This window comes from Rhizobium aureum (assembly GCF_030182495.1).
Taxonomy (GTDB): domain Bacteria; phylum Pseudomonadota; class Alphaproteobacteria; order Rhizobiales; family Rhizobiaceae; genus Rhizobium; species Rhizobium tropici_C.
This window is the reverse complement of the sequence record NZ_JAQJCI010000004.1, coordinates 188,890-209,010: the sequence shown is the minus strand read 5'-3', so window position 1 is coordinate 209,010 and position 20,121 is coordinate 188,890. Positions and strand designations below refer to the sequence as shown.

38 protein-coding genes are annotated in these 20,121 nt (G+C 57.0%); 22 read left to right on the top strand and 16 right to left on the bottom strand.

Annotated elements, in window-relative coordinates; genetic code table 11:
- Positions 1-262: 262 nt before the first annotated feature.
- Both PH552_RS12250 and PH552_RS12245 read left to right on the top strand, forming a co-directional pair.
- Positions 263-541, top strand: a complete 279-nt coding sequence (locus PH552_RS12250; RefSeq protein WP_285166010.1) for a helix-turn-helix domain-containing protein — start codon at positions 263-265, stop codon at positions 539-541.
- 265 nt (positions 542-806) lie between these two features.
- Positions 807-1,169, top strand: a complete 363-nt coding sequence (locus PH552_RS12245) for a hypothetical protein (RefSeq protein WP_285166008.1) — start codon at positions 807-809, stop codon at positions 1,167-1,169.
- Positions 1,170-1,557: 388 nt separating this feature from the next.
- Here PH552_RS12245 and nusG read toward each other — a convergent pair whose 3' ends face one another.
- Genes nusG through PH552_RS12210 form a run of 7 tightly spaced genes read right to left on the bottom strand, consistent with a single transcriptional unit; the run spans position 1,558 to position 4,444 of the window.
- Positions 1,558-2,181: a transcription termination/antitermination protein NusG gene (gene nusG / locus PH552_RS12240; protein ID WP_285166006.1), complete on the bottom strand. Its 624-nt coding sequence runs from the start codon at positions 2,179-2,181 to the stop codon at positions 1,558-1,560.
- Between the two features lie 33 nt (positions 2,182-2,214).
- Positions 2,215-2,418, bottom strand: a complete 204-nt coding sequence (locus PH552_RS12235) for a helix-turn-helix transcriptional regulator (protein ID WP_285166005.1) — start codon at positions 2,416-2,418, stop codon at positions 2,215-2,217.
- Positions 2,415-3,164: a hypothetical protein gene (locus PH552_RS12230; protein ID WP_285166004.1), complete on the bottom strand. Its 750-nt coding sequence runs from the start codon at positions 3,162-3,164 to the stop codon at positions 2,415-2,417. The genes PH552_RS12235 and PH552_RS12230 overlap by 4 nt, the downstream gene beginning before the upstream one ends.
- Positions 3,161-3,415, bottom strand: a complete 255-nt coding sequence (locus tag PH552_RS12225; RefSeq protein WP_285166003.1) for a hypothetical protein — start codon at positions 3,413-3,415, stop codon at positions 3,161-3,163. The genes PH552_RS12230 and PH552_RS12225 overlap by 4 nt, the downstream gene beginning before the upstream one ends.
- A complete protein-coding gene (locus tag PH552_RS12220) occupies positions 3,412-3,786 on the bottom strand; it encodes a RusA family crossover junction endodeoxyribonuclease (protein WP_285166002.1) in 375 nt (124 codons plus the stop codon). The genes PH552_RS12225 and PH552_RS12220 overlap by 4 nt, the downstream gene beginning before the upstream one ends.
- Positions 3,783-4,232: a hypothetical protein gene (locus PH552_RS12215; protein WP_285166001.1), complete on the bottom strand. Its 450-nt coding sequence runs from the start codon at positions 4,230-4,232 to the stop codon at positions 3,783-3,785. The genes PH552_RS12220 and PH552_RS12215 overlap by 4 nt, the downstream gene beginning before the upstream one ends.
- Positions 4,229-4,444, bottom strand: coding sequence for a hypothetical protein (locus tag PH552_RS12210; RefSeq protein WP_285166000.1), 216 nt, complete (start codon positions 4,442-4,444; stop codon positions 4,229-4,231). The genes PH552_RS12215 and PH552_RS12210 overlap by 4 nt, the downstream gene beginning before the upstream one ends.
- A gap of 128 nt (positions 4,445-4,572) precedes the next feature.
- On the opposite strand from PH552_RS12210, the gene PH552_RS12205 reads away from it, so the two are divergent.
- Complete coding sequence (locus PH552_RS12205; RefSeq protein ID WP_285165999.1) at positions 4,573-4,872, top strand: DUF982 domain-containing protein; 300 nt, start codon at positions 4,573-4,575, stop codon at positions 4,870-4,872.
- 98 nt (positions 4,873-4,970) lie between these two features.
- On the opposite strand, the gene PH552_RS12200 is transcribed toward PH552_RS12205, so the two are convergent.
- Positions 4,971-5,537 carry an MT-A70 family methyltransferase gene (locus PH552_RS12200; RefSeq protein WP_285165998.1) on the bottom strand — a complete coding sequence of 189 codons (567 nt, stop codon included), beginning with the start codon at positions 5,535-5,537 and terminating at the stop codon, positions 4,971-4,973.
- A gap of 59 nt (positions 5,538-5,596) precedes the next feature.
- On the opposite strand from PH552_RS12200, the gene PH552_RS12195 reads away from it, so the two are divergent.
- A complete protein-coding gene (locus PH552_RS12195; RefSeq protein WP_285165997.1) occupies positions 5,597-5,848 on the top strand; it encodes a DUF982 domain-containing protein in 252 nt (83 codons plus the stop codon).
- Positions 5,849-5,850: 2 nt separating this feature from the next.
- On the opposite strand, the gene PH552_RS12190 is transcribed toward PH552_RS12195, so the two are convergent.
- From PH552_RS12190 to PH552_RS12160, 7 genes are all read right to left on the bottom strand, one after another.
- The gene (locus PH552_RS12190; protein ID WP_285165996.1) at positions 5,851-6,060 is read right to left on the bottom strand and encodes a hypothetical protein; all 210 of its coding nucleotides are present in this window, start codon (positions 6,058-6,060) and stop codon (positions 5,851-5,853) included.
- Complete coding sequence (locus PH552_RS12185) at positions 6,060-6,440, bottom strand: hypothetical protein (protein WP_285165995.1); 381 nt, start codon at positions 6,438-6,440, stop codon at positions 6,060-6,062. Before PH552_RS12185 ends, PH552_RS12190 begins: the two co-directional genes overlap by 1 nt.
- 27 nt (positions 6,441-6,467) lie before the next feature.
- Positions 6,468-6,896: a hypothetical protein gene (locus PH552_RS12180; RefSeq protein ID WP_285165994.1), complete on the bottom strand. Its 429-nt coding sequence runs from the start codon at positions 6,894-6,896 to the stop codon at positions 6,468-6,470.
- 349 nt (positions 6,897-7,245) lie between these two features.
- Positions 7,246-7,434, bottom strand: a complete 189-nt coding sequence (locus PH552_RS12175) for a hypothetical protein (RefSeq protein WP_285165993.1) — start codon at positions 7,432-7,434, stop codon at positions 7,246-7,248.
- Complete coding sequence (locus PH552_RS12170; protein WP_285165991.1) at positions 7,434-7,772, bottom strand: hypothetical protein; 339 nt, start codon at positions 7,770-7,772, stop codon at positions 7,434-7,436. Before PH552_RS12170 ends, PH552_RS12175 begins: the two co-directional genes overlap by 1 nt.
- On the bottom strand, positions 7,769-7,897 hold the full coding sequence (locus tag PH552_RS12165) for a hypothetical protein (RefSeq protein WP_285165990.1): 129 nt from the start codon (positions 7,895-7,897) through the stop codon (positions 7,769-7,771). The genes PH552_RS12170 and PH552_RS12165 overlap by 4 nt, the downstream gene beginning before the upstream one ends.
- Positions 7,894-8,766 carry a DUF2312 domain-containing protein gene (locus tag PH552_RS12160; protein ID WP_285165988.1) on the bottom strand — a complete coding sequence of 291 codons (873 nt, stop codon included), beginning with the start codon at positions 8,764-8,766 and terminating at the stop codon, positions 7,894-7,896. The genes PH552_RS12165 and PH552_RS12160 overlap by 4 nt, the downstream gene beginning before the upstream one ends.
- Before the next feature lie 327 nt (positions 8,767-9,093).
- On the opposite strand from PH552_RS12160, the gene PH552_RS12155 reads away from it, so the two are divergent.
- Both PH552_RS12155 and PH552_RS12150 read left to right on the top strand, forming a co-directional pair.
- Positions 9,094-9,789, top strand: a complete 696-nt coding sequence (locus PH552_RS12155) for a LexA family protein (RefSeq protein WP_285165986.1) — start codon at positions 9,094-9,096, stop codon at positions 9,787-9,789.
- Between the two features lie 53 nt (positions 9,790-9,842).
- Positions 9,843-10,454, top strand: coding sequence for a hypothetical protein (locus PH552_RS12150; RefSeq protein WP_285165985.1), 612 nt, complete (start codon positions 9,843-9,845; stop codon positions 10,452-10,454).
- Here the strand turns inward: PH552_RS12150 and PH552_RS12145 are convergent.
- Complete coding sequence (locus tag PH552_RS12145; protein ID WP_285165982.1) at positions 10,451-10,759, bottom strand: hypothetical protein; 309 nt, start codon at positions 10,757-10,759, stop codon at positions 10,451-10,453. The two genes, PH552_RS12150 and PH552_RS12145, sit on opposite strands and share 4 nt — an antisense overlap.
- A 451-nt stretch (positions 10,760-11,210) precedes the next feature.
- Here PH552_RS12145 and PH552_RS12140 point away from each other — a divergent pair, with 451 nt between their 5' ends.
- The 16 genes from PH552_RS12140 to PH552_RS12065 all read left to right on the top strand — a co-directional run bounded on the left by PH552_RS12140 (position 11,211) and on the right by PH552_RS12065 (position 19,926).
- Positions 11,211-11,612 (top strand): hypothetical protein, encoded by a 402-nt coding sequence (locus PH552_RS12140; RefSeq protein ID WP_285165980.1) that lies wholly within the window; start codon positions 11,211-11,213, stop codon positions 11,610-11,612.
- Positions 11,609-11,893, top strand: coding sequence for a hypothetical protein (locus tag PH552_RS12135; RefSeq protein WP_285165978.1), 285 nt, complete (start codon positions 11,609-11,611; stop codon positions 11,891-11,893). The genes PH552_RS12140 and PH552_RS12135 overlap by 4 nt, the downstream gene beginning before the upstream one ends.
- Entirely contained in the window at positions 11,877-12,398 is a 522-nt protein-coding gene (locus tag PH552_RS12130; protein ID WP_285165977.1) for a siphovirus Gp157 family protein, read from the top strand. The genes PH552_RS12135 and PH552_RS12130 overlap by 17 nt, the downstream gene beginning before the upstream one ends.
- A gap of 2 nt (positions 12,399-12,400) precedes the next feature.
- Positions 12,401-13,354 carry a phage recombination protein Bet gene (gene bet, locus PH552_RS12125; protein ID WP_285165975.1) on the top strand — a complete coding sequence of 318 codons (954 nt, stop codon included), beginning with the start codon at positions 12,401-12,403 and terminating at the stop codon, positions 13,352-13,354.
- Between the two features lie 2 nt (positions 13,355-13,356).
- Positions 13,357-13,803: a recombination protein NinB gene (locus tag PH552_RS12120; protein WP_285165974.1), complete on the top strand. Its 447-nt coding sequence runs from the start codon at positions 13,357-13,359 to the stop codon at positions 13,801-13,803.
- On the top strand, positions 13,800-14,198 hold the full coding sequence (locus tag PH552_RS12115) for a zinc-finger-containing protein (protein ID WP_285165973.1): 399 nt from the start codon (positions 13,800-13,802) through the stop codon (positions 14,196-14,198). Before PH552_RS12120 ends, PH552_RS12115 begins: the two co-directional genes overlap by 4 nt.
- The gene (locus tag PH552_RS12110) at positions 14,195-14,551 is read left to right on the top strand and encodes a hypothetical protein (RefSeq protein ID WP_285165971.1); all 357 of its coding nucleotides are present in this window, start codon (positions 14,195-14,197) and stop codon (positions 14,549-14,551) included. Before PH552_RS12115 ends, PH552_RS12110 begins: the two co-directional genes overlap by 4 nt.
- Positions 14,552-14,917: 366 nt before the next feature.
- The gene (locus PH552_RS12105; RefSeq protein WP_285165969.1) at positions 14,918-15,310 is read left to right on the top strand and encodes an HNH endonuclease; all 393 of its coding nucleotides are present in this window, start codon (positions 14,918-14,920) and stop codon (positions 15,308-15,310) included.
- Complete coding sequence (locus PH552_RS12100; RefSeq protein WP_285165967.1) at positions 15,289-16,062, top strand: hypothetical protein; 774 nt, start codon at positions 15,289-15,291, stop codon at positions 16,060-16,062. The genes PH552_RS12105 and PH552_RS12100 overlap by 22 nt, the downstream gene beginning before the upstream one ends.
- A 259-nt stretch (positions 16,063-16,321) precedes the next feature.
- On the top strand, positions 16,322-17,197 hold the full coding sequence (locus PH552_RS12095) for a radical SAM protein (RefSeq protein ID WP_285165966.1): 876 nt from the start codon (positions 16,322-16,324) through the stop codon (positions 17,195-17,197).
- The gene (locus PH552_RS12090; RefSeq protein ID WP_285165964.1) at positions 17,194-17,721 is read left to right on the top strand and encodes a hypothetical protein; all 528 of its coding nucleotides are present in this window, start codon (positions 17,194-17,196) and stop codon (positions 17,719-17,721) included. Before PH552_RS12095 ends, PH552_RS12090 begins: the two co-directional genes overlap by 4 nt.
- Complete coding sequence (locus PH552_RS12085; RefSeq protein ID WP_285165962.1) at positions 17,718-17,993, top strand: hypothetical protein; 276 nt, start codon at positions 17,718-17,720, stop codon at positions 17,991-17,993. The genes PH552_RS12090 and PH552_RS12085 overlap by 4 nt, the downstream gene beginning before the upstream one ends.
- The gene (locus PH552_RS12080; RefSeq protein ID WP_285165961.1) at positions 17,993-18,196 is read left to right on the top strand and encodes a hypothetical protein; all 204 of its coding nucleotides are present in this window, start codon (positions 17,993-17,995) and stop codon (positions 18,194-18,196) included. The genes PH552_RS12085 and PH552_RS12080 overlap by 1 nt, the downstream gene beginning before the upstream one ends.
- Positions 18,193-18,498: a hypothetical protein gene (locus tag PH552_RS12075; RefSeq protein ID WP_285165959.1), complete on the top strand. Its 306-nt coding sequence runs from the start codon at positions 18,193-18,195 to the stop codon at positions 18,496-18,498. The genes PH552_RS12080 and PH552_RS12075 overlap by 4 nt, the downstream gene beginning before the upstream one ends.
- Before the next feature lies 1 nt (position 18,499).
- Positions 18,500-18,763 (top strand): helix-turn-helix transcriptional regulator, encoded by a 264-nt coding sequence (locus PH552_RS12070; protein WP_285165957.1) that lies wholly within the window; start codon positions 18,500-18,502, stop codon positions 18,761-18,763.
- Positions 18,760-19,926 (top strand): tyrosine-type recombinase/integrase, encoded by a 1,167-nt coding sequence (locus tag PH552_RS12065; protein WP_285165955.1) that lies wholly within the window; start codon positions 18,760-18,762, stop codon positions 19,924-19,926. Before PH552_RS12070 ends, PH552_RS12065 begins: the two co-directional genes overlap by 4 nt.
- Positions 19,927-20,121: the final 195 nt, after the last annotated feature.

Below are 20,121 nucleotides of genomic sequence, written 5' to 3'. Positions count from 1 at the left end.
TGACAAGTCGGACGGCTTAGTTATTTTACACGTATTACGTACTTTTTGCTTGCACGTATTACGTGGTTATGCGATAACCAAATCACCGAAGCAATCCCGCTTCGGCAGGACAAGGAGGTCCAAATGGGCGTTAAGCTCACACTCCAAGTCCGGATCGGCAAATGGAGATTAACACTCTCCATCGGTCGGTAAACCGGGGGCCGGAGGGGTCTAGCCACCTCTCCGGTTCCCAGCGTTATAGCAGAGTGAAGGAGAACCTTCAATGAATTGGGCGACGACCACAGCGACCGGCGAAAACATTCTGAAATACTATCGTGAGGGTGCGCACCTTACGCAATCAGCATTTGCAGCAGCTATGGGAATGCCCCTTCGCAGCTACCAGGATGTTGAGGCGGGCAAGAACCCGGTTCGGCCTATTCACGTTGCGGCGGCACACTGGGCGCTTATTACGCTTCATGCATCCGGTGCTATTCCGGGCGGCCTGCCATTTGAGATCTCTGAAACTGTCAGGCTCTCTACACAGGCGGCCCAGGGAAAGTGAAAAGCCAGACCATCAGTTATGCCGATCGGGCTGCGGAGTTTTCCAGCCTCCAGGCTTTCTGTTCAGGACGGTTCCGCAGGCGGGGCGTATTGTGCCGTCCTGTCCTCTGGTGAGGAATTGGTACCGGGAAGCCATGCCGTAGCATGGGCGCATAGATGTCAGCTCTTCCCGATTTACCGGGGCGACGCAGCATTGTCTCGCTGCCCTTTTTCAAAAACGTGATCCGTAGTACAACGATAGTATTCAGGCGGGAGGCTGACCGGTAATGTTCCGCATTATTCGCTTTCTAGTCGTTGTATACGCTGTGATAGTCGCAGTTGACTATGTGCGCGATAATATTCCAAATTGGGAAAACTTCCTGAAGCTTCCTCTGCCCGCGCTTCCGCCTAACATTGCAGATATGCTTGGCGACCGCGCTGCAGAAATTAATAAGCAAGCCGACAAACTGGCCAAAATGGCAGAAGATTTAGCTAACCACCCGCCACCGGGTCTCAATTTTGCTAATCCTCTATCTGCAGCCCCTCCTGGTCCCTCCCCACAAGATATACAGAAGAAAGCCGACGAAATTCAAAAGCTAGCGAAGCAATTACACTTGCCTAGCCCGCAACACCCAATACCCGGGCTCTGAAAGAGTTTGCCCAGACGCTGCGGCCAATTTGCTCTTCAGTTGCCCAATCTGCATCAGATTGATTGAGCAAAGTCGGAAAACCGCTGTTACCTTCGATTTCTTCCGGGCTTCGATAGCCCCGTTCGCATTCCTCGCAATGACCGTAAACATTGCCCGTATCGCTCTCGCGGAAAAGAAATAGCCGGCCATTCCGACAAGCAGGGCAATTGCCAACATGATACTGCGTCATGACGCATATGATGGACGTCGCGAGACTTGGTGTCTAGGCGCAATTCTTCTATCGCGCCTGATGCATTGTCAGGCAATGGCCCGGCGAGTATTCCCTCGTCCCTGAAGGACATGAGGTCCGCGATCAGAACAGCCACGCAAATCACTTGCGTGGATGATTCTATGCAACTCGGTCGATTGCTGCAAGCCCATCGTATGCTTCGAGGCTATCGAGCTCCGCGAGTATCCCCAAGATAGTGTTCCTGGATTGTTCATCCATGCTCTTGATGGCGAGCAATGCCTGTTCTTTGAGGTTGAAGCGGATCGATCGGCCTTTCTTCAGGATTTTGCGAAGATTTCCCCTCAGGTTCATAAGCTGGCTGGATTTCTCCTTTTCGAAGCGCGTGATCTTCTCATGGCGGATTTCCTGGCGACGGCGCAGCTCTTCGCCGGCCATGACGGCGATGTCGTCGACGCGGAACCGCACCGGGCCAAAATCCTGATTGCCGCGAAGGAAGCAGATTACGCCATCCACTGCCCTCACCTCCTCGAAATTGAGGCGCGGGAGGTGAACGAAGGCATATCCGACAAGCAGCGGCAATCGCCGATCGATGATCCTGTTGGTGCGATGATGGACGATCTCATGCCAGTAGGCCGGCATATAGACGTCGATCCCCTCATTGCGAAGGTTGCGCTCGATGATGCTTTCGCCAACCCGATTTGCCGGAAGGCCTTCGATAGCTCGCGCCATGCGCTGACTTCCGGGCGCCGTTCGGATTGCATACCATTCTTCTTTTGCCGCCATTTCATTGTCCTCGTGCTTGGAGCCGCCGCTCGGTTAATGAATCCAGCCGCAACGAAGAGCCGTCGCGACAAATGCCACAGTTGAACTGCCGCCATTTACTCGCTGCCGAGCGCGATCGAGGCGGTTGCTGACGGCCGATTCCCTGATGCCCAACTCTTGAGCGATCTTTTTGAGAACGATGCCGTCGGCGACCTTCTGAAGGATTTCGACTTCCGCTGGATTGAGGGGGTTGGTCATAGCTTCCAGCTCCTTTCGGCTCGCTCGCGCTCTTGGCGTAAATACTCTTCTCGGGTTTGGGTCTTCTTCAGATAGGAAAGGCCATTTGGCTTTGAAGGCAGCTTGTCCGGAGGCTTAGCCGGCTGATCCTTCCAACGGTCATCGGACAGCCATTTCACCGGAGAACACCATTGGCGATCATCTGTCTTAGCCGCATAGGCCACGACACCGGTCATGATCTCGTCTAGGCTGGCGCGATTGATGGCTTGGGAAAAGGCTCTTTCTGCCGAAGGCCTACCGGTCTTGTTCGGATAGGCATCCCAAAATCTTTCGAAATCAGGATCTATGAAGGGCGCGCGCGCGTCTTCCGAAGGTTCTGTATCTGTATCTTTATCTGTTGTTGCAGACGCGTTCGCTTGCGTTCGTTTGCGTTCGCGCCACTCACGAGCGCGTTCTGCGGCACCATCTTCCCGCTTTGGCTGGCGTTTCTCCCAACTGGAAAATCTTCCGTCGGTAATCATGCCTTTGTCAGTCATAGCAGCGACGATGGCATCTACCTGCTCAGGCTCACAGCCATAGAAATAGGCAAGACCCTCGGCATCATAGCCTCTGATCGATCCACGGTCCGACGCCTGCGAAGCCCGATCCATGAGAGCCCATACGACCGCGACGGCGATGCCAGGCGCTACACCTGCCCGCCGTGCGATGCCGAGCCATTTCGGGTCTGTCGGCGCGCCATGCCATGAGCGGAACCAATCGTTGCTCATGCCGCACCTGCTGCCGGAAGAGCTTCCAGATGTCCCGCATCATCCGGCAAGAAACCTGCCCGAATTAGATCTATGGTGAGTCGATGATACGAGATATCACCTCGAGCGACGATGCATGGCCGCGCCATATCATCAACGCAGTCGAAGCCTTTACCTTCGTGGCTGGCGATGTAGAGCGGGCATTTGGCGATCATCTGCCATGGGCAGTGGACATCCTTGCCATCGCGTGGATACGGATTGTAATCGCTCATTTGGCATCCCTCACTGTCACGGTGCAAGGCACGCCTTCCTCAACCCAACGTGCATGAAGATCGACGACGCAGTTGTCGTTGGAAATCGTGCTGGTCGACTGGAGAAGATCACAGATCGCCTTGAGGATATTGTCGATGTCGCGGCCCTTGTTGGCTCCGCGATAGGCTTCGACCGTAACAGCCACGTCGCCAGCGAAGCGCCGGAACTTGCCGCCGCGATTTCTCTGGGCGATCAGCATCCACCCGGCTTCTTCGATCCAGCTCTTGTATTCGGCCGATCGGCGCATCGTGAAACCGCGGCCCTGGTAGAGCTTCCACAAGGACGGAGGCATCGGCAGATGAAAGGAGATTTCTCGAGTGGCTTCGGTCATTTATAGCCCTCGATCTTAACCAGAGGCCCATCGCGCTTGACGCCGATGCCGAGCTGAAGCTTTTGTGTCTTGGAACACCACACGCACATCGCATCATGAGCCGGAATGCGACCTTCGACCGAATGCTTGATGAATTTCGATTTGCGGTGCTCGTAGGAACCGCAGACGCAGCGCACTACCCAGCGCTTATGGCCGTCGGCCAAGCTTGCATCCAAGCCTACTACTGTGAGGCGCCCGATTGCCATTCCGGTCCAGTCAGTGAAGTTCGGGTGATTCCGTTCACTCAAGAGCGGTGCGCGAAGAAGCGGTGGGACATCTGAATGGAAATGGTTCTCCGGTGCTTTGAAATCGAAGTGCTCGCCACGGCTGGCAACCCGACCGGCAACCTTGTCGCCTGGCAAGAGAGGTGCGACGGCATTCATGTCTACTTGGGCGAGCCGGGTCATGCTAATCTCCCGGCGCGGATCTCGCGCAACTGGACACGGACACGCTGATCGTAGCCGCGATGATATGAGAGGCGCGTCTCGTGGCGCTCTTGGTGCCGGCGGTTCATCTCTTCATTGATGAGGCGATCGGCTTCTGCCGGGGCAATGCCGAGGAGCTTGGCTACGGCTTCAACGTCAGGCCCGTGGATGGCGTAGGCTTCGGAGAAGGTCATGCGCGCTTCCTCCGGATTTTTTTCATCTGGCATGCATTGAAACGGAAAATCCGAGAAAATACATCTTCAGCCGGCGCTATGCTTCGGCGCCATCCTTGTTGATCACCAACGTTTTCAGTGAGGTAGCTATGAACGCAAACTTTAATCGCCCCATCTATCTTAAGGAACGGGAAGGCCTGGTTCGAGCGATATTCTCTCTGGCGGAAGCCATCGATTTTCTCGAAGATTGGCCGGAGAACGACCGAGACCTCGTGCATGAGGCGACCCTCAAGACCTGCTACATGGCCCACGATGGACATAAGCCACTCGAAGTTGCACGCGATGCAATTCGAGCCTTTGGGAACAAGAAGGGTATCCTGACGAAGCAGCCGGCCGTTCAGCCCTGGATGATCAAAACGCCCACCGGCGGTGGCCGCGTAACTCCTTAGAAAAAGAGGATGCGCCCGGGGGCCGTTTTTGCGGCCCCCCTTGTGATAGCCACCAACAGATGAAAGACTTTCGTCTTGATTGAGGAGGGTGTGCATCGTCACGCCGCCACCTCGTCGAACTTGGTCGCCTCATTGCCGAAGGCGTGCCAGCCGGCGCGGCTCTCACGGGCAAACACGTCGGCACGGCGCGCGTGAGGCATGACGCGATCACAGAGGGCATAGAATTCATCCGGCTTGCGGCTGTGTTCTCTGGCGATTCCGTCAAAGATCGTCGGCGGTACCAGCGATTGTTTCGGGTTGCCGAGCGTGCCCACGAGAATGATTTCGCCAGTGGTGCGAACCCGATAGCCCGTCCCCATGCGAACCTTGCCAGCGGCGGTGGTTTTCCGCCAAGTCATGAAACTCTTGTATTCGAAGCCCCATGCTTTCAAGCATTCGATGGCAAATGGCAGATGCGGCGCGGTCGCCCAGGAATAGATGAGGCAATCCATGCTCGCGAGCTGCCCCACCGGCAATGCGCGGATCTCGTCGGCCAACATTAGGTCATATTGCGCCGAAGCCGACTTCTTCGCGCCAGCCTCACTGTAAAGGTCGAACGGCCAAGGAATATCGATCACGAGCAACTCGTAATGAAGCGGGAGAAGAGGATCGAAGAACCACGTCATGCCGCCCTCCCCGGAACTATCATCGCACAGGCAAGTTCTTCCGAGAGAGGAGAACGATCATGGCCCAATGGTGGAGTAAGCCCGTTATCGTGGAGACCCGGAAGCCCGGCGCAAGGCTTGTCATTTCCAGTTCGGAGCGAGCCGCTGAGTTCATGCTGAACGAGTGGCCGACGGTCGAAGAAGGAACGGCCTACGTTGCCGCCAAAAAGGCGCTGCTGGCGTCCCATGATGGAAAGCTCGACGACGAGAAGGCCCGAGCGGCATTCATCGAGGCGCTTGTCGAGGGCGACATTTACATTTTTGAGAGCTGAGATCATGCCGCCGCCCCTTCCCCGTTACGACGGTCAAGCGCCTTCTGATAGGCGACCTTGATCTCTTGAAACCGAGCTATGTCGTATTCCTTGATGGCAATTTCGCCTTCCGGGCGTGGCTTTTTACTTCCCCGGCCATGGTCGTCGAGCCAGGTCATGGCGCTGGCAATGCGCCGGTCGAGCCAAGCAAGCATTTCGGCTGGGTCGGTCATCAGTGCGACACCCCATACTCAGCTTCAATGCCTTCCAACCATTCCAGGCCCTTGCGGGCAACACGACGGTGGCTCTCTTGGCAGCAGCTATCGTTCATACGGACGGAGATGTCGGCCCAACGGCCATGCATCATCCTGACGGCAGCGATAAGAGCTTCCTTGAAGCTGGCGTGCTCGCCCCAAAATGGCCCACCATGGCCGCAATAGCCGCCGACGCTATCCCCGGTACTGATGGACCAGGTTCCGCCGCTATTTGCCATGATGCCGATTTCTCCCCAGCTCCAGCCGCTCTTATCCAGTTTGGTCCGGAGCCAAAGTGGTTCGGCGCGAGTCGGCGCCGGCGGCGGCGTCATGAGGCTGAACATGGAAAGCTGTTGCATTCTCAATCACCTATGATCCAATCAGCTCTATCGGCCCATTTCTTGGCCTTGGCGCGCCATCGCTTGGCGATGCGCAGCCGCCTCAAAGGAGGCAATCTTTTGATCCAGCGAAGCCAGATGGGCGCGTAGTTCTCGTGCTTCAATTTTGCTCTCCTCGATCAGAGCCGTCCGCAAGGCGTCCATTTCGTCGCTGTCAATCCGGCGCGCGGTGCCCTCCCAAATCGAGCGGGCGCGGCGGGCAGTAAATTTCTTGGTGACGCGCGGCGAAATGAAACGCACCGCTTCATAGAAAACGTTATCGAGCTTGACGTAGCGCCGAAGGGGCCATGCATCTCTCATCAAGTCCCTAGCTGTCAAAGTTGGACTCATTACCTTCTTCCTGTCAGCTTCATCCTTGGGGCGAGAACCCAAATTCTTGTTTTTGAAACCCGACACCTTGTCGTCTCCTTGTGTCATCTTGGCTCTTGTTCAGGGAGACTTCAGATGCACAGGACCGACATTGATGACGACGGAACCGATATCCTTGCAGGGACTTCAATCCCGTCGTCTGGTCCGCCGCTCGGGCCAACCGTCATTCCATTTCCGCAGAGCCGTGCCGCCGCTCCTTCCGGCTCTGCTGCTGGTGGCGATCCGCCATCGCCACCAGCCTCTTTCGTGTCTCTAGGATCTGCGACGGCTGCAGTCGTGATGCGCCTGTCGACGCAGTTCCCGAGATTTAGGATGCTGGTGCCGACCGCTTGGGAGGAGGAAAAGTAGCCGGCACCAGACTTGAGCGCGGTAGAGGTGACCCGCGCCCATTCGAAATTCATTGATCGTCAGGAAGCGTCCGGAAGCTCCGGCCGTCACCTTCGATCGCGCCTGCGTTCGCAGCGTCGAACCGCTGACCCATGATCAGGCGGGCACCGCGCCAAGCGACCACGCCAGCACCGATAGCCAGGAGGCAAAGGCCGAATGCTGCGGCGACATATCCGAAACCAACGAGCATCGAATCCATCAACGGTCGCCTCCGAAATCGAAGATGGCTGGCTCGCGATCAGCGCCAACGCCGAAGATGGAGAAGGCGTCATTCATCAAGACGTTCGGAACGCGTGCCGTGCGTGCTGCAATGATCGCAGCCACCCTCCCACCGCGCCGTGCGCTGGACTTCATCGAATAGGAAGTGCTCGGGCTTTGAGTCGGAAAGGTTCGGCCATGCTTGCGCGCAAAGTGAGAAAGCGCTGCGCGTGTCGTGCCGCAGTTCATCGCGATCTGCCGGATCGTCAGGCGGCACTCAATGCCGCCGTCGATCTGCGCAAGCTTCTGCTTGTCGGTCGATTTTTCCCAAAAGCTCATGCTGCCCTCGCCTGTGTTTGAGTCTGGATCTTCTGTGGACGCTCGACCTGCAAAGGCTTGTGCGGCGTGCGGCCCTCAACTGTGTTTTGAGCTACGAGACAGATGCCGGCCGAAAGCTTCTTCATGCCGCATCCCCTTCCCGCATAGCCTGCTTGCAGGACCAGCAATGATCGCGCGTGCCGCTGCCGCACATTTCTGGGCGCTGGCAATGTGGACGGTATTTGCTGATGGCCGGAGCTTGTTTGACGATGGCTCCGGCCGAAGTGGCGGCGGGGTAATGAGCGGTTACATGATCGCCTCCTGTGTTGGCGGCGGCGCTGCCCGATCCTTGGGGAGTTACGCGCTCGGCACTGGGGGCTTCGGCTTCGCCTTGAGAGGCCGAAGCGATTTCTCTCGCTCTGGCGGCGGCGATCTGCTGGTGCATAAGTTCGATCGTGCCGAAATTGGATGCCGGGGAATCGTCGCCCCGGCTCGACCTACTTGCATCTCCCGTCACGCTGTCGGCCGGATCGTCTTCACCGTGCACAGTCGCGCCGTTGTCGCCGGATGCTTTCGCTTGGAATTCTTTCGCCTCTTCCTGCTCGATCAGGATATCGACAGCAGTCACCAGCGCGGCGCGACCTGCTTCGGCCTGCATGCCGTCGACGATCTGCTGGGCAAGACGTGGGTTGATGTCTTCGAGGATTTCGCCCGTTTCCGGGTCAAATTTCTCAATGTTTTCTCGTGTGCGCAGGCGCGCATCGCGCGTGGAGATCGACGGCGCATTGATCGCGTTCAGATAGGTATCGACGACCGCCTCGAATTCAGCGTCTGCCGGGTTATCGAGATCTTCCTTGACCTTCAGCCGGAAAGCAGCGCGGAGAGCCTTGGTGTCATAACCGAAGCCCTTCGCCTCGGCGAAAAGGTCTTTAAGTGCGTCAGCCGTCTGCTTCTTCTCGGCTTCGAGATTTTCCCAGCGCTGGAAGAACGATTTGATCTGTCCATCGGCGGTCATGCTGCTGCCTCCGCAATAGGTGCGAAATCCGAAGCCCGAACATCAATCCCACGCTCCCGTGCCGCATTGAGGATGGCCTGAACATGCCAATGAGGAATAACCCCACCAGTCCCGCCCTTCTCTCGCGGCATGCGCCAACGCATGACCGTATGAACTTTGACGTCGCAGACCTCCGCCAGCGGCTTGAGGCCTTTGAATTTGGTGATGATTGTGTTTGCCGGTTCGCATCTCATGATCGCGAATGTACGATAAGCATACATTCTTGGCAAGTGGAGCTGTACGATTTTCCTAAATGCGCTGAAATCACGCGTGTGCGAAAATCAAACAATGGCTGACGAGTTTACAAACCAATATCTTGACTGGATCCGCGAAGGGCTTGCTCAGCCTGGGAAAACGCAGATAGGGCTCGCGCGCCATCTCGGCATTGCTCATCCACAGATCACCCAATTGCTGAAAGGCAATAGAAATCTGAAGGTCCACGAGATCCCGAAAATTGCCGAATATCTTGACCGATCACCGCCGAGTGGCGAGCTAAAGCAGATCGCTGCCGCTATGACCGCGGGCCGTGTCGCTGGCGTCGTCGAGGCCGGCGCGTTCCGCGAGGTGGATGAATTCGACCAATCTGAGCCTGAAGAAATCGCTTTACCGCGGGACGAGCTATTCCCCAATGCCAGGCAGCTCGTTTTCGATGTTGCAGGCGACAGCATGAATGAACTTCGCCCGCTCCCGATCTTCCCAGGAAGCCGTCTGGTTTGCATTGCATATGAAGACGTCGAACACCTGGTCGAATTGAAATCGGGAATGGTCGTGGTCGTCCAGCGCGAGCGCGACGGCGGACATTTTCGCGAATGGTCAGTGAAGCAGCTTGAGCTCTTCACCGATCGGGCCGAGTTCCACCCGCGCTCCAATAATCCGAGGCATAAGCCGATCATCGTTCGCCGTGACCATGAGGCCGACGAAGGTGTGACTGTCGCAGTAATTGCCATCGTGCGGCGCGTGATGAATGAGATGCCAGGATTTTAGCTAGACTTTTGCTTTGAAAGATTCAATCATGAATAGAGCTTGGATCATCAAAGATGAAACGTATTATAGCGTCCGCGTTTTTAATGTATCTCGTCGCCTCGCCTACCTACGCGGCGGACTCCGTCCCATGGAAAAGCGTAAACGGCTGGACAATCCTTGTTGACCCAAGCATGGGCAACGCTTGTTATATGACGACAGCTTTCAACAATAATGTTCTGCTAAGATTTGGGTTTAGTTTTCTTGGGAAAGCCCCGCTTTTATATCTAGCGGTCGGTAACCGAAACTGGCAATCGCTCGAAGTCGGCAAAGACTATCCTCTGCAAATTCATTTTGACAACAACCCTATTTGGTCCGCAACCGCGTTTGTGACAGATTTGAGTGGAGTAAAATTCTTAAATGTAACTACCTCCGACACGAATTTTGCCCAGGAGTTTAGCAGAAAGCTTGGGATGACGATCTCATTCCAAGGTAAGTTCGTTACAGGTGTTCAACTGAGAGGGTCATCGGCCGCGGTCGCTGAGATGCTGAACTGCCAAACCAATGTGAATGCGATCGCTGGCGCGAAAAACCCTGCACAGCCGCCCGCTGATCCCTTTCAACAACAACCAGCACCCCTACCAGCCGGACAAAACCCACAGAATAGTAAAGATCCATTTTCTCTCTAGGCCGCAAAGCTTCTCTTCCCTTTGAGGTCGAATTTCCTGCACGCGTCGGCAATCTCCTGCAGAAGCCAGCGCTTCGGCGGGATGCACATATATGAGCGCCCATCATCTCCTATGAAATTCATAAGTGGCAGGACGCAAAACTCCTCGTCATCTCCGACCGGCGCGAAAGGCCCGACCTGAAAACCATAGCCCGGGAACTGGTGGCTGAGATAGTTTTCCAGCCGATCCTTTGCCGCCGCGACCTCAGCGCGCATGTCGAACGGCGGAACGATGACAAATTCCAAAACTTCGCGCTCAATACCCATAGTCGTATCCTCCTTCGATACCGATTAGCCTCCCGATGACGCTGCCGCATGGCTGACACCTGAACGGAATCCGCTCCAAGAAAACACTCTCGATTAGCTCGTCCGCATCGCGCGGAACGTCATCGCCGATCGGCAAGTCCACGACCCTCTCGCTCTCCCGCAAGCAGTTGTCGCACCGGACCTGAAGGGTGAAGCAAGCTGCTGTTCTCAAAACCGCTAGGTGCATTTTGTTCTCCTTTCGTTCTAATGAAGCCAGAACGAAAGGCGAGAGTCCAGTCCGATTCGCGATTCGGTATTAACTTTTTGCCCCATTTCAAAATGTACGATTAGCATACATTTTTCATTTGACGTGAATGTATGATTTGCGTACATTCCACTCATCAACACAGCGCAACGACTGAGCCAGCCACCCGGCGAAGCAGCGAAACGAAGCGCAAGATGAGGAACGGCAATGCGCAAGTTCATGATCGAAGCAAACGAAACTCTGATCACCGTCCAGACGATACGCGGCGGCAAACCGTTTTTTGGTGAAAGCCCGTTCTTCGGGAAGACAATGACAACCTCTCACGTCCTCGAGGAGATGACCGACGATGTGACACGCATTTATCGCCTCAACATCGAAACCATGGGCGCTCCGGAAGACATCACCGAGGAAGTGGCCCGCCAATATATCTATCGCGCCGACGCCGAGAACTTCGACTTCGCCGACAGCCACGTTTTCCCGGCTTTCGTTCTCAATAGCCGCGCTTGGGCGCTTTGGAACGATGATCTCGAAGCCGAGAAGCCATCACATCCAGGCGTTTACGGAACGCTCGATCACCGCACACAGGGTCTGCAAAAGGTTGGTGCGTGATGGCCGACATCTGCATCATCAAGCAATTTGGCTGCTCATGCCCCTCTGGAGAATGTGAAGATCAGGCCCGCCACCAGCGCATCGCCGATCTTTTCGCCCGAGAACGGGCGGCTCGGGAAAGTCACTTCCGCCGCTCGATGAAGGTCAATTTCGCGATCTGCCTCATTTCCGCAATTGTCCTCACGGGGATTTTCTACGCTGCCGGTTCCAGTGCCGATGACGGCTTTCGGAAAAAGGCCCTTATCGATCAGGAGTCCTCCGTCCATGTCGCACGACGCTGAATTCAACGTCGCGCGGCAAGCTGAAGCAGCGAAGCGCCTTCTGGCAAATCTTCGCTCCCAAGGCGCCGACGATGACCAAGAGCTGATCGCCGACAGCATAGAGGGCGAAACCAGTCTCCTCGAGGCGATCGAAGCCGCCTTGTCCGAAATTGATGAGTGCGAAATCCAGATCGTCGGGCTCAAGGCCAAGGAAGCGGAACTATCCGAGCGCCGCCGGCGCATGGAAGAGCGCGCCGAGCGCATCAGGGCCACGATTGAACAGGCGATGATTGCGACCGAACAGGAAAGCTTTCGCATGCCATCGGCAACGCTGACCCTGACGAAGCGCGCGCCCGGCCTGATCGTCATCAACGAGGCCGATATCCCGACAAGGTTCTGGATCGAGCAAGAGCGGCCCGCGCCGACGCTCGACAAGAAAGCCCTCAGGGCCGCGCTCGACGAAGGCACCGTTCCGGGCGCCACTCTCGACAACGGCAGCCGCAGCCTTTCCGTACGGAGGAAGTGATTATGAACGCCATCACGAAATTCGACATGTCCCCGAGACAGGTAGCGCTCGTCAAGACGACCGTCGCCAAAGACACCAACGACGACGAATTCAATCTCTACATGGAGGTTGCCAAGGCCAAGGGGCTCGATCCTTTCCTCGGTCAAATCATTCCAATGGTCTTCAATAAGACGCAGCCGGCGAAGCGAAAGATGACAATCATCATCAGCCGAGACGGCCAGCGCGTCATTGCGCAGCGCTGTGGCGACTACCGACCGGCCAGCAAGCCGCCTGTCTACGAGATCGACCAGTCGCTCAAAGGACCGCTTAACCCGCACGGTATTGTATCCGCCACCGTCTACCTCTGGAAGCAGGACCCAAAAACTAGCGACTGGTACGAAGTCGCCGGTCAAGCATTCTGGGAAGAATTTGCCCCCATCAAAGACGAATGGAAGCGCGGCGAAGACGGCAATAGCTATAAGACCGGCAAGCAGATGCTGGACGATTCCGGCAACTGGTGCCGCATGCCGCGCCTGATGATCGCCAAGTGCGCGGAAATGCAGGCGTTGCGTGCCGGCTGGCCCGAGCAGTTCACCGGTCTATATGATGAAGCCGAGATGGACCGCGCAAAGGTCTTAGACCTGACCGCTTCCGAAATCGTCATTCAGGAGCAACAAGATAATCGGCTCCGCGCGATCGGCGGCAAGGATGCCCTCACGATCTGGTGGGGCGACGGTTTTGCTCTTGAGAATGTGCCTGATGGCAGGTTCTTCGACGCAGTCGTCGAGCATATTGCCAATCTCGACCCTATCGCCGTGGCGAAATGGGAAGATGCCAACCGCGCCAGTCTGCAGATTTATTGGGCTCGCCACCCCGGTGATGCCCTGGAGCTGAAAAAGCGCCTTGAGGCTGCACGCCAGAAGCGCCCGGTAAACGCTGACAAGGCAGTCTCCCAGCATCCTTTGATGGCAGGCTGACCATGGCCCAAAAAAAGCAACGCTTCATCCTCATCAATGACCGGGTGCGCGATAATGCTATTGCGGCCCTCCGATCGGCTCCGGAAGGGAGCGCCGTCACCCTCGGCCCAGCAACACGCAGCCTCGACCAGAACGCCAAATTCCATGCGATCTGCACGGACATTGCCAAGTCCCACATGTCATGGGCCGGCAAGCGCCGCGATGCCGACGAATGGAAGGTTCTTCTGGTTTCCGGGCACACGAAAGCGACGGCCGGCGAAGTTGAATTCGTTCCAGGTCTGGAAGGTGAATTCGTCAACATTCGAGAGAGCACGGCGCAGATGTCCGTCGCCCGCGCGGCCAGCCTAATCACCTATGCCCTCGCCTTCTGCGACACCAACGGCATTCACCTCACTGAGACAATCCGCGGCGGCTTCCATGACGGCGCGAACGATAGGAGCGCCGCATGAGCAAGACGCGCTCAATCTTCTGCACCGGATGCCAGGCCCACGTTTCGGCTCGCCTTACTGACGGCGCCGAGATCTACCCGCACCGGGCCGACTTGAAAGACCTTCCGTTCTGGAAATGCGATGCCTGCGGCAACTTCGTCGGCTGCCATCATAAGACCAAGAACCGGACCAATCCGCTTGGGTGCATTCCCACCCGCGAAATCAAAGAGGCTCGCCAGCACATTCACCGCATTCTCGACCCTCTTTGGAAGTCGGGCCGATACGGCCGGCGCGAGCTATATTCAATGATCGCTCACGTTCTCGGCGTCGAGGAATACCACACAGCTGAAATCCGCAGCGTCGATGAAGCTCGGCATGTCTATCGCGTCATTGAGGATATCAGGAGGGCAGCATGACCAAACTCCGTTTCAACCCTCCCTTCGAAGGCCAGAAGTTCACAAGCCATCAGCAATGGGTGAACAAGGCTAGTTCCTGGCTCACCCGTCACCCGCAGTACAACAACACGGAACACGGCGAGATAAAGGGCTGGCGCGGCCACCACTTCACAGCCATGTGTTTCGATAGCTTCGGACGCCGCGTAACCAATGGCGGCGACTTTCGGCGGGCCGAAGAGGATGGCGCTTTCCCGGTTTGGTGGGTTTGGCCGGACCAGATTCCGGAACTCGTCGGCCGCATTGCCGAACTTCGCTCTGATCTCTTCACGGCGGGACAGATTTGCGACCTGTATGCGTCAGGCGGTGCAGCATGACCGACGCCATCCGCAAGCACTTGCTCAAATATCCTCACGCGAGATCGACGACCCTCGCCTATCAGCAGATGAAGGCTGAGAGAGCCGCGCAGCTGCAGGCAGAAATCGCCGCGGCTCGCCGTCGGAAGTTCTTCGCTCGGATTCTGTCTTGGGTATGGAGGCGCGGATGACTGATCCGAATCCACAAATGATGTTCGGCGATCCCGTTGGACCATGGCACGATTGGTTCGCATGGTTCCCGATCAGGACGTATGACCAGCGCTTTGCTTGGCTGCGTTGGGTGCGTCGGCGCTGTGTTCAGAAGCACCAATATCTTAGAGGCGGCTCCGATTTTTGGTGGCAGTATCATGTGGAAGGTTCCCGGTGATGGCGAACCGTCTTGAATTCTCACGCAAGACCAAAGCCGCGATCATCGCCCGCGCCGCCGGCCACTGCGAAAAGTGCAAGGCCGTCCTGAAGACTGGGGAGGGAGAGGTCGATCATATCCTTCCTTGCGCCCTTGGCGGCGAACCGACGATTGCCAACGGTCGCCTGATCTGCCGCGTCTGCCACGCCGAAAAGACGGCTGACGATATTCGGCGCATCCGCAAGTCTGACCGTCAACGCGATAAGGCGACGAGAGCGATCCGGCCAACGTCCAAGCTCCGCTCCGCACCTTTCCCCAAATCCCAAAAGGCATTGCGCCGGCAGCCTAAGCCGAGCCTGCAGCCGAGACCGCTCTACAAGGAAATCGACGCATGTCACCGACACCTGAAATGATCGAAGCCGTCGCTGCAAAGTTTCGACCAATGTTTTCTGAGGAAATGGCTGAAGGTCTTGCAACAGAAGTCCTCACCGCCGCCCTTGCACTCCTACCCGGAGGGCCGGTGGCCCACATAGTAACGCAGCCGAACGGCAAACAGCGTGTGACGCTAGCCACGCAATATGACCCTATGGCGTCATCGTTTTGGGTGGGTGGCGAAATGCCAAAGGGATATTCCGTCACACCCCTTTACGCCTCACCCGCGCCTCTGCCTGTGGCGGTGAAGGCGCAATTAGATGAAACGGTGGACTGGATAGGTACCGTTGCATGCCCGTGCACAACATTCGAGCAAGATGAAACCTGCCCGGTCGGGCAGCCAAGTTTGCTCTGTGGTGCATGCGGCGGCAAGGGTGTCGTGAAGGCCGAAACGGTTATGGCTCTCGCGGCTGAGATGCTGAAGGTTGCCGAGCAGGTAGACGAGTTGGAAGATCCGTTCGCGGCTTGGGAAAGCATCGAGCTTCTCAAAAGCGCGTCTTCCCCCACCCCCACCCCCGCCTCCGATATCGCCGCGCTGAGGGAGGAGAACGGCATTCTCAGCGAAGCCTTGAAGCGCATGGAGAATTGCTACGAGCAACTTGCCGCAACGAGGACACACGAAATCTACACGGCAATGATCGACGGCGGCCAGGCCGACGCTCTCCTTGATCTCGACAATGCACGACGAAATGCCCGTACCGCCCTCTCCCAGCAAGGGGAGAGCAAAGGATGAGCTACCTTCCTTGCGAGATATGCGGCCCTGAGAACGATTGCACCTGCCCACCGTGTCAGTGCAAGTCCTGTGTCGATCGACGACCTGAAAGCCCTCTCGCTCGTGCGAAGCGCTTGACGCAAGATCGAGTCGACGCTGGCGAGCTTTATCCATGGGTCATGGGCGATCCAGAACAACGTGATCGCTTCAACCGTGCACGAGATTTGCGTGGGGAATTTCATGTGGTCGCCGCCGCCCCTCTCTATAAAGGAGGGGAGTGATGGCGGGCTGGGTCGGCGGCTTAGCCGAATGGACGGATGGCGACACCGCCTATCTATCTATTGCTTTTACTTGGAAGCTGCAGGACGCATACCAGCGCGCCGTCTACTGGCGGTCGCTTGGCTACAAGGTTCGGGCCGGCGGCCCAGGTATCTTCACGCGCAAGCACTTTCTCGCGGACGTAGCAGAGATCGGCGGCGACATTCCTGACGCCGTGGTGCATCACAATCCGAACGCCACGATCGCAAGCCGTGGCTGCCCCGTCGGATGCTGGTTCTGCATCGTGCCGAAGATGGAAGGTAAGCAATTTACTCTGCTGCCAGAGTTTCCAGTGCGGCCGATCCTCTGCGATAACAATCTCTCCGGCCTGCCGGCAGACTATCAGGATTTCATCATCAATAGGTACATCGCCGCCGAAGTGCCATTGCTTGACGCCAACTCCGGTTTCGAGCCGCGCACCTTCGATGACGACGTATTCAACCGCTGGAAGGCTATCAACAAGGGGCCATGGCGCTTCGCCTACGACGACCAGCAGGAGCGCAGCTACGTCGAGCGAGTGATGAAAATGCTCCGCGAGGTTTCGCCTCGCCGCAAGCGCGTCTATGTCCTGATCGGCAATGAACCGTTCGCATCATGCATGGACCGAATCCGCGAGGTCATAGCATGGGGCGGAGAACCGCACGTGCAGCCATACATGAAGCTCAACGCCCTTGAGCGCGAGCCCTATCCCCGTTTCGACTGGAACAAGCAGCTTCTGCGCGATGTCGCGCGGTGGGCAAACTCTCCGCAGATCTGGCGAAAGACGCCATTCGAGCAATATCGCCGGTCGGTCAAGACGGTCGAGCGGTACGACGAACAGCAAGGATTATTCCTATGACAACCCCACACGATAAGGCTCTGGAAGCCTTTACTGACTATTTCGTCCGAAACTATCCCGGTCCCGATACGATCATCTTTGATCCGAAGTGGCACGCTCCGAAGCTATTCAATGCCGCGATGAAGGCCATCCAGGCTGAAATAGAAATCGGAAGCGCCGCCGATCTCATCTCTGATTGGCTTGGCGAAGGCACTGAAGATTTGCCCGACGACACTCCGGTACGCGTCGAGATCGGCAAACGGTCCATCATCAGCGACACACTTGGCAATCTGCGCGCTTCTCTCCACACCCCTATAGAAGCCGGAAACGGTGGGGACGGGTGGCTGGACATATCAAGCGCGCCGAAGTCTGGTGAAAGCATCCTTGCTGATCACGCAGAGTGGGGCGAGCCCGAAATCGTTGCGTGGAACGATGGCGAGGATGCATGGTGCACTGGCTCTTGGTGCTGGAAGGAAGCGCCCACCCATTGGCGCCCGTTGCCAGCACGGCGGTCCTCCCCCTCTAACGAAGGGGAGAGGCCATGAGCGATCATCCCGAAATCTGGCTTGAGCCGAAGTGCGCGGAAGATAACCAGCCTGAAGGCCGGCAATGGTGCCGGGATGCCGTTTTCGAAACATGCTGCGAATGCGGCGAAAAGCCAACACGATATATCAGAGCCGACATTGTAGAAGCCGAACGCCAGCGCCAAGCAGAGATGATGGAAGAGGTGAGGAAGGTGCTGGAGCCGTTTGCTGCTGGACATGGCGCGTATTCTGATGATGCCCGCGCCTTCCTCTCTAAGCTGGAGGGGCGGTGATGGCTTATCTTTTTGGCGCCCAAAAGAGCCAGTTGAGGGATTTGGCAAATAGCCCTGTCCCGCTGTGGGGAGGCGTCCCGCCAGAAAAGGCAGACGCTGACCTTTCCTATTTCATCCATGAGAACTTGGTTTTCTGGGTCGGAAACGGATATCGGATCACACCGCTCGGCCGCGCCGCTCTTAACGAGGAGGCGGGGAAGTGATGGACAAAACCCGCGAAGACCTCGAATGGGAAGACATCGGCTATTTCGATGACGATGATCTCGACTGCGATTGCGCGCACCCTGACATCGATATCCTGACCGGCGAGGCTTGGTGCTTTCGCTGCCAACGGAAATGGTGGCTGTCGTCTGAAGAGATATCCGCAGAGATTGAGTTTCAGCGCGAATACATGGAATGCGTTGAAGCAGAAGACGCCGCCCTCTCGGACTCCTCCCCCACCTTATTGCAGGAACAAAAGGACAACGCCGCATCTGTGGAAAACAGCGGTGGAAAGCGGGGATGAGATGGGAGGAACCGTTGATCTTTCCCGCAACGTGCCGCGACTTGGGCTGAATAGGTCCGAGGTCGCGCTTGCCATCGGCGTCAGCGCCAACACGGTCGATCTTATGGTTGAGGAGGGATTTCTTCCGAAGCCGCGGAAGTGGCATAGCCGAAAAGTCTGGCTTGTCGCTGAGATCGCTGCCGCAATGTCAGAGTGGCCCGAGGACGGCGTTCCGAAACAGGGGGCAGAGGCTGACGACGGCGATGACTGGCGGGCATCTGCATGACAGACGTGGCGAATATTGATCTGCCCTACATTGAGAAGAACAAGAGCCGGCACGACAGGATGCGCTATTATCTGCGGATCGACGGCAAGCGTATCTGCCGGCTGCCGAATAATATCAACAGCGAAGAATTCACTGAGGCATATTGGAAGGCCCGGAAAGCCGCAGAGAAGGCCGTGCAGCGCGAAGAGCCCGCTCAGAGGCTGTCCCGCCTGGAAGTTAAGCCAAACAGTTTCAAGTGGCTATCTCTGGCCTACATGAAATCACAGGCCTTCACCTCTCTCGACACTACTACTCAGGCCAAGCGGCGGTCCATCATAGAGGCGATGTGGGATGAGCCACTGAGCGCCACTGATTCTCGCCGGTTCGGCGAAATGCCTATGTCGAAGATGGATGTGGGTAACATCACCGCGCTGAGAGACCGCAAGAAGGACACGCCGTTCGCCGCGGACGAGCGTCTCAAGGTTCTCCGTCAGGTGTTCGACACCAAGGATCCTGATGGCAAGCCATATGCGATCAACCACGCTCGCCTAGTCGAATCGTTCCGTGCACAAACCGACGGCCATGCCACCGCCACGCCGGAAGAGCTCGAGAAGTTCATTGCTCACCACGGCACCCAATCCAAGGCGGTCCTTTATCTGGCGATCGGTATGTATACCGGGCTGCGCGTCTCTGACATCGCTGTGCTTGGCCCACAGCACCGGCGCCGGGATATGTTCAAGCTCCGGCTGTTCAAGAACCGCAATCGGACCCCGGTAGATATCGAGCTCGTCATACATCCTATCTTGGAAGGCGTGCTCGCAACCCACAAGATCACCGACCTCACCTACCTCGTCACGGATTACGGCAAGCCGTTCAGCGTGAAAGGTCTGGGGAACCGGATAGCAGATTGGTTCAAGCAAGCCGGGCTTCCTCACCTGACCTCGCACAGCGTCCGCAAAGGCGCGGCAACTGACGCGGCCCACAATGAGGCCACCGACAGCATGCTTGAGGCTATGTTCGGCTGGAAGGATGGAAAGACATCGAAGATCTACACACGCCAGGCCGAACGGGCGCGACTGGCGCGACAGACGGTTGCAAAGGTCAACTGGGATGGGATCGGGGACAAGCTGCTGCCGGTGGCGGAAGAGCCTCAAGGTGTGGCAGGGTGTGGCAGCGCTGATTGAAAATGCTTGGCATTTATTTCAGCCAAGTGTGGCACCGCAGTTCGATAAGCTGCGGTAATATATGAAATACGGAGGACCGGGCGAGGCCTCCACTCTCCCTTTATATCGATAGGCCGTGAAATTCGGGGCGCCTTTTGAAGACGCGGCCATTGGCTGCCGCTTTGCCTTCTTTGACCTGCGGCCATAGCCGGAACA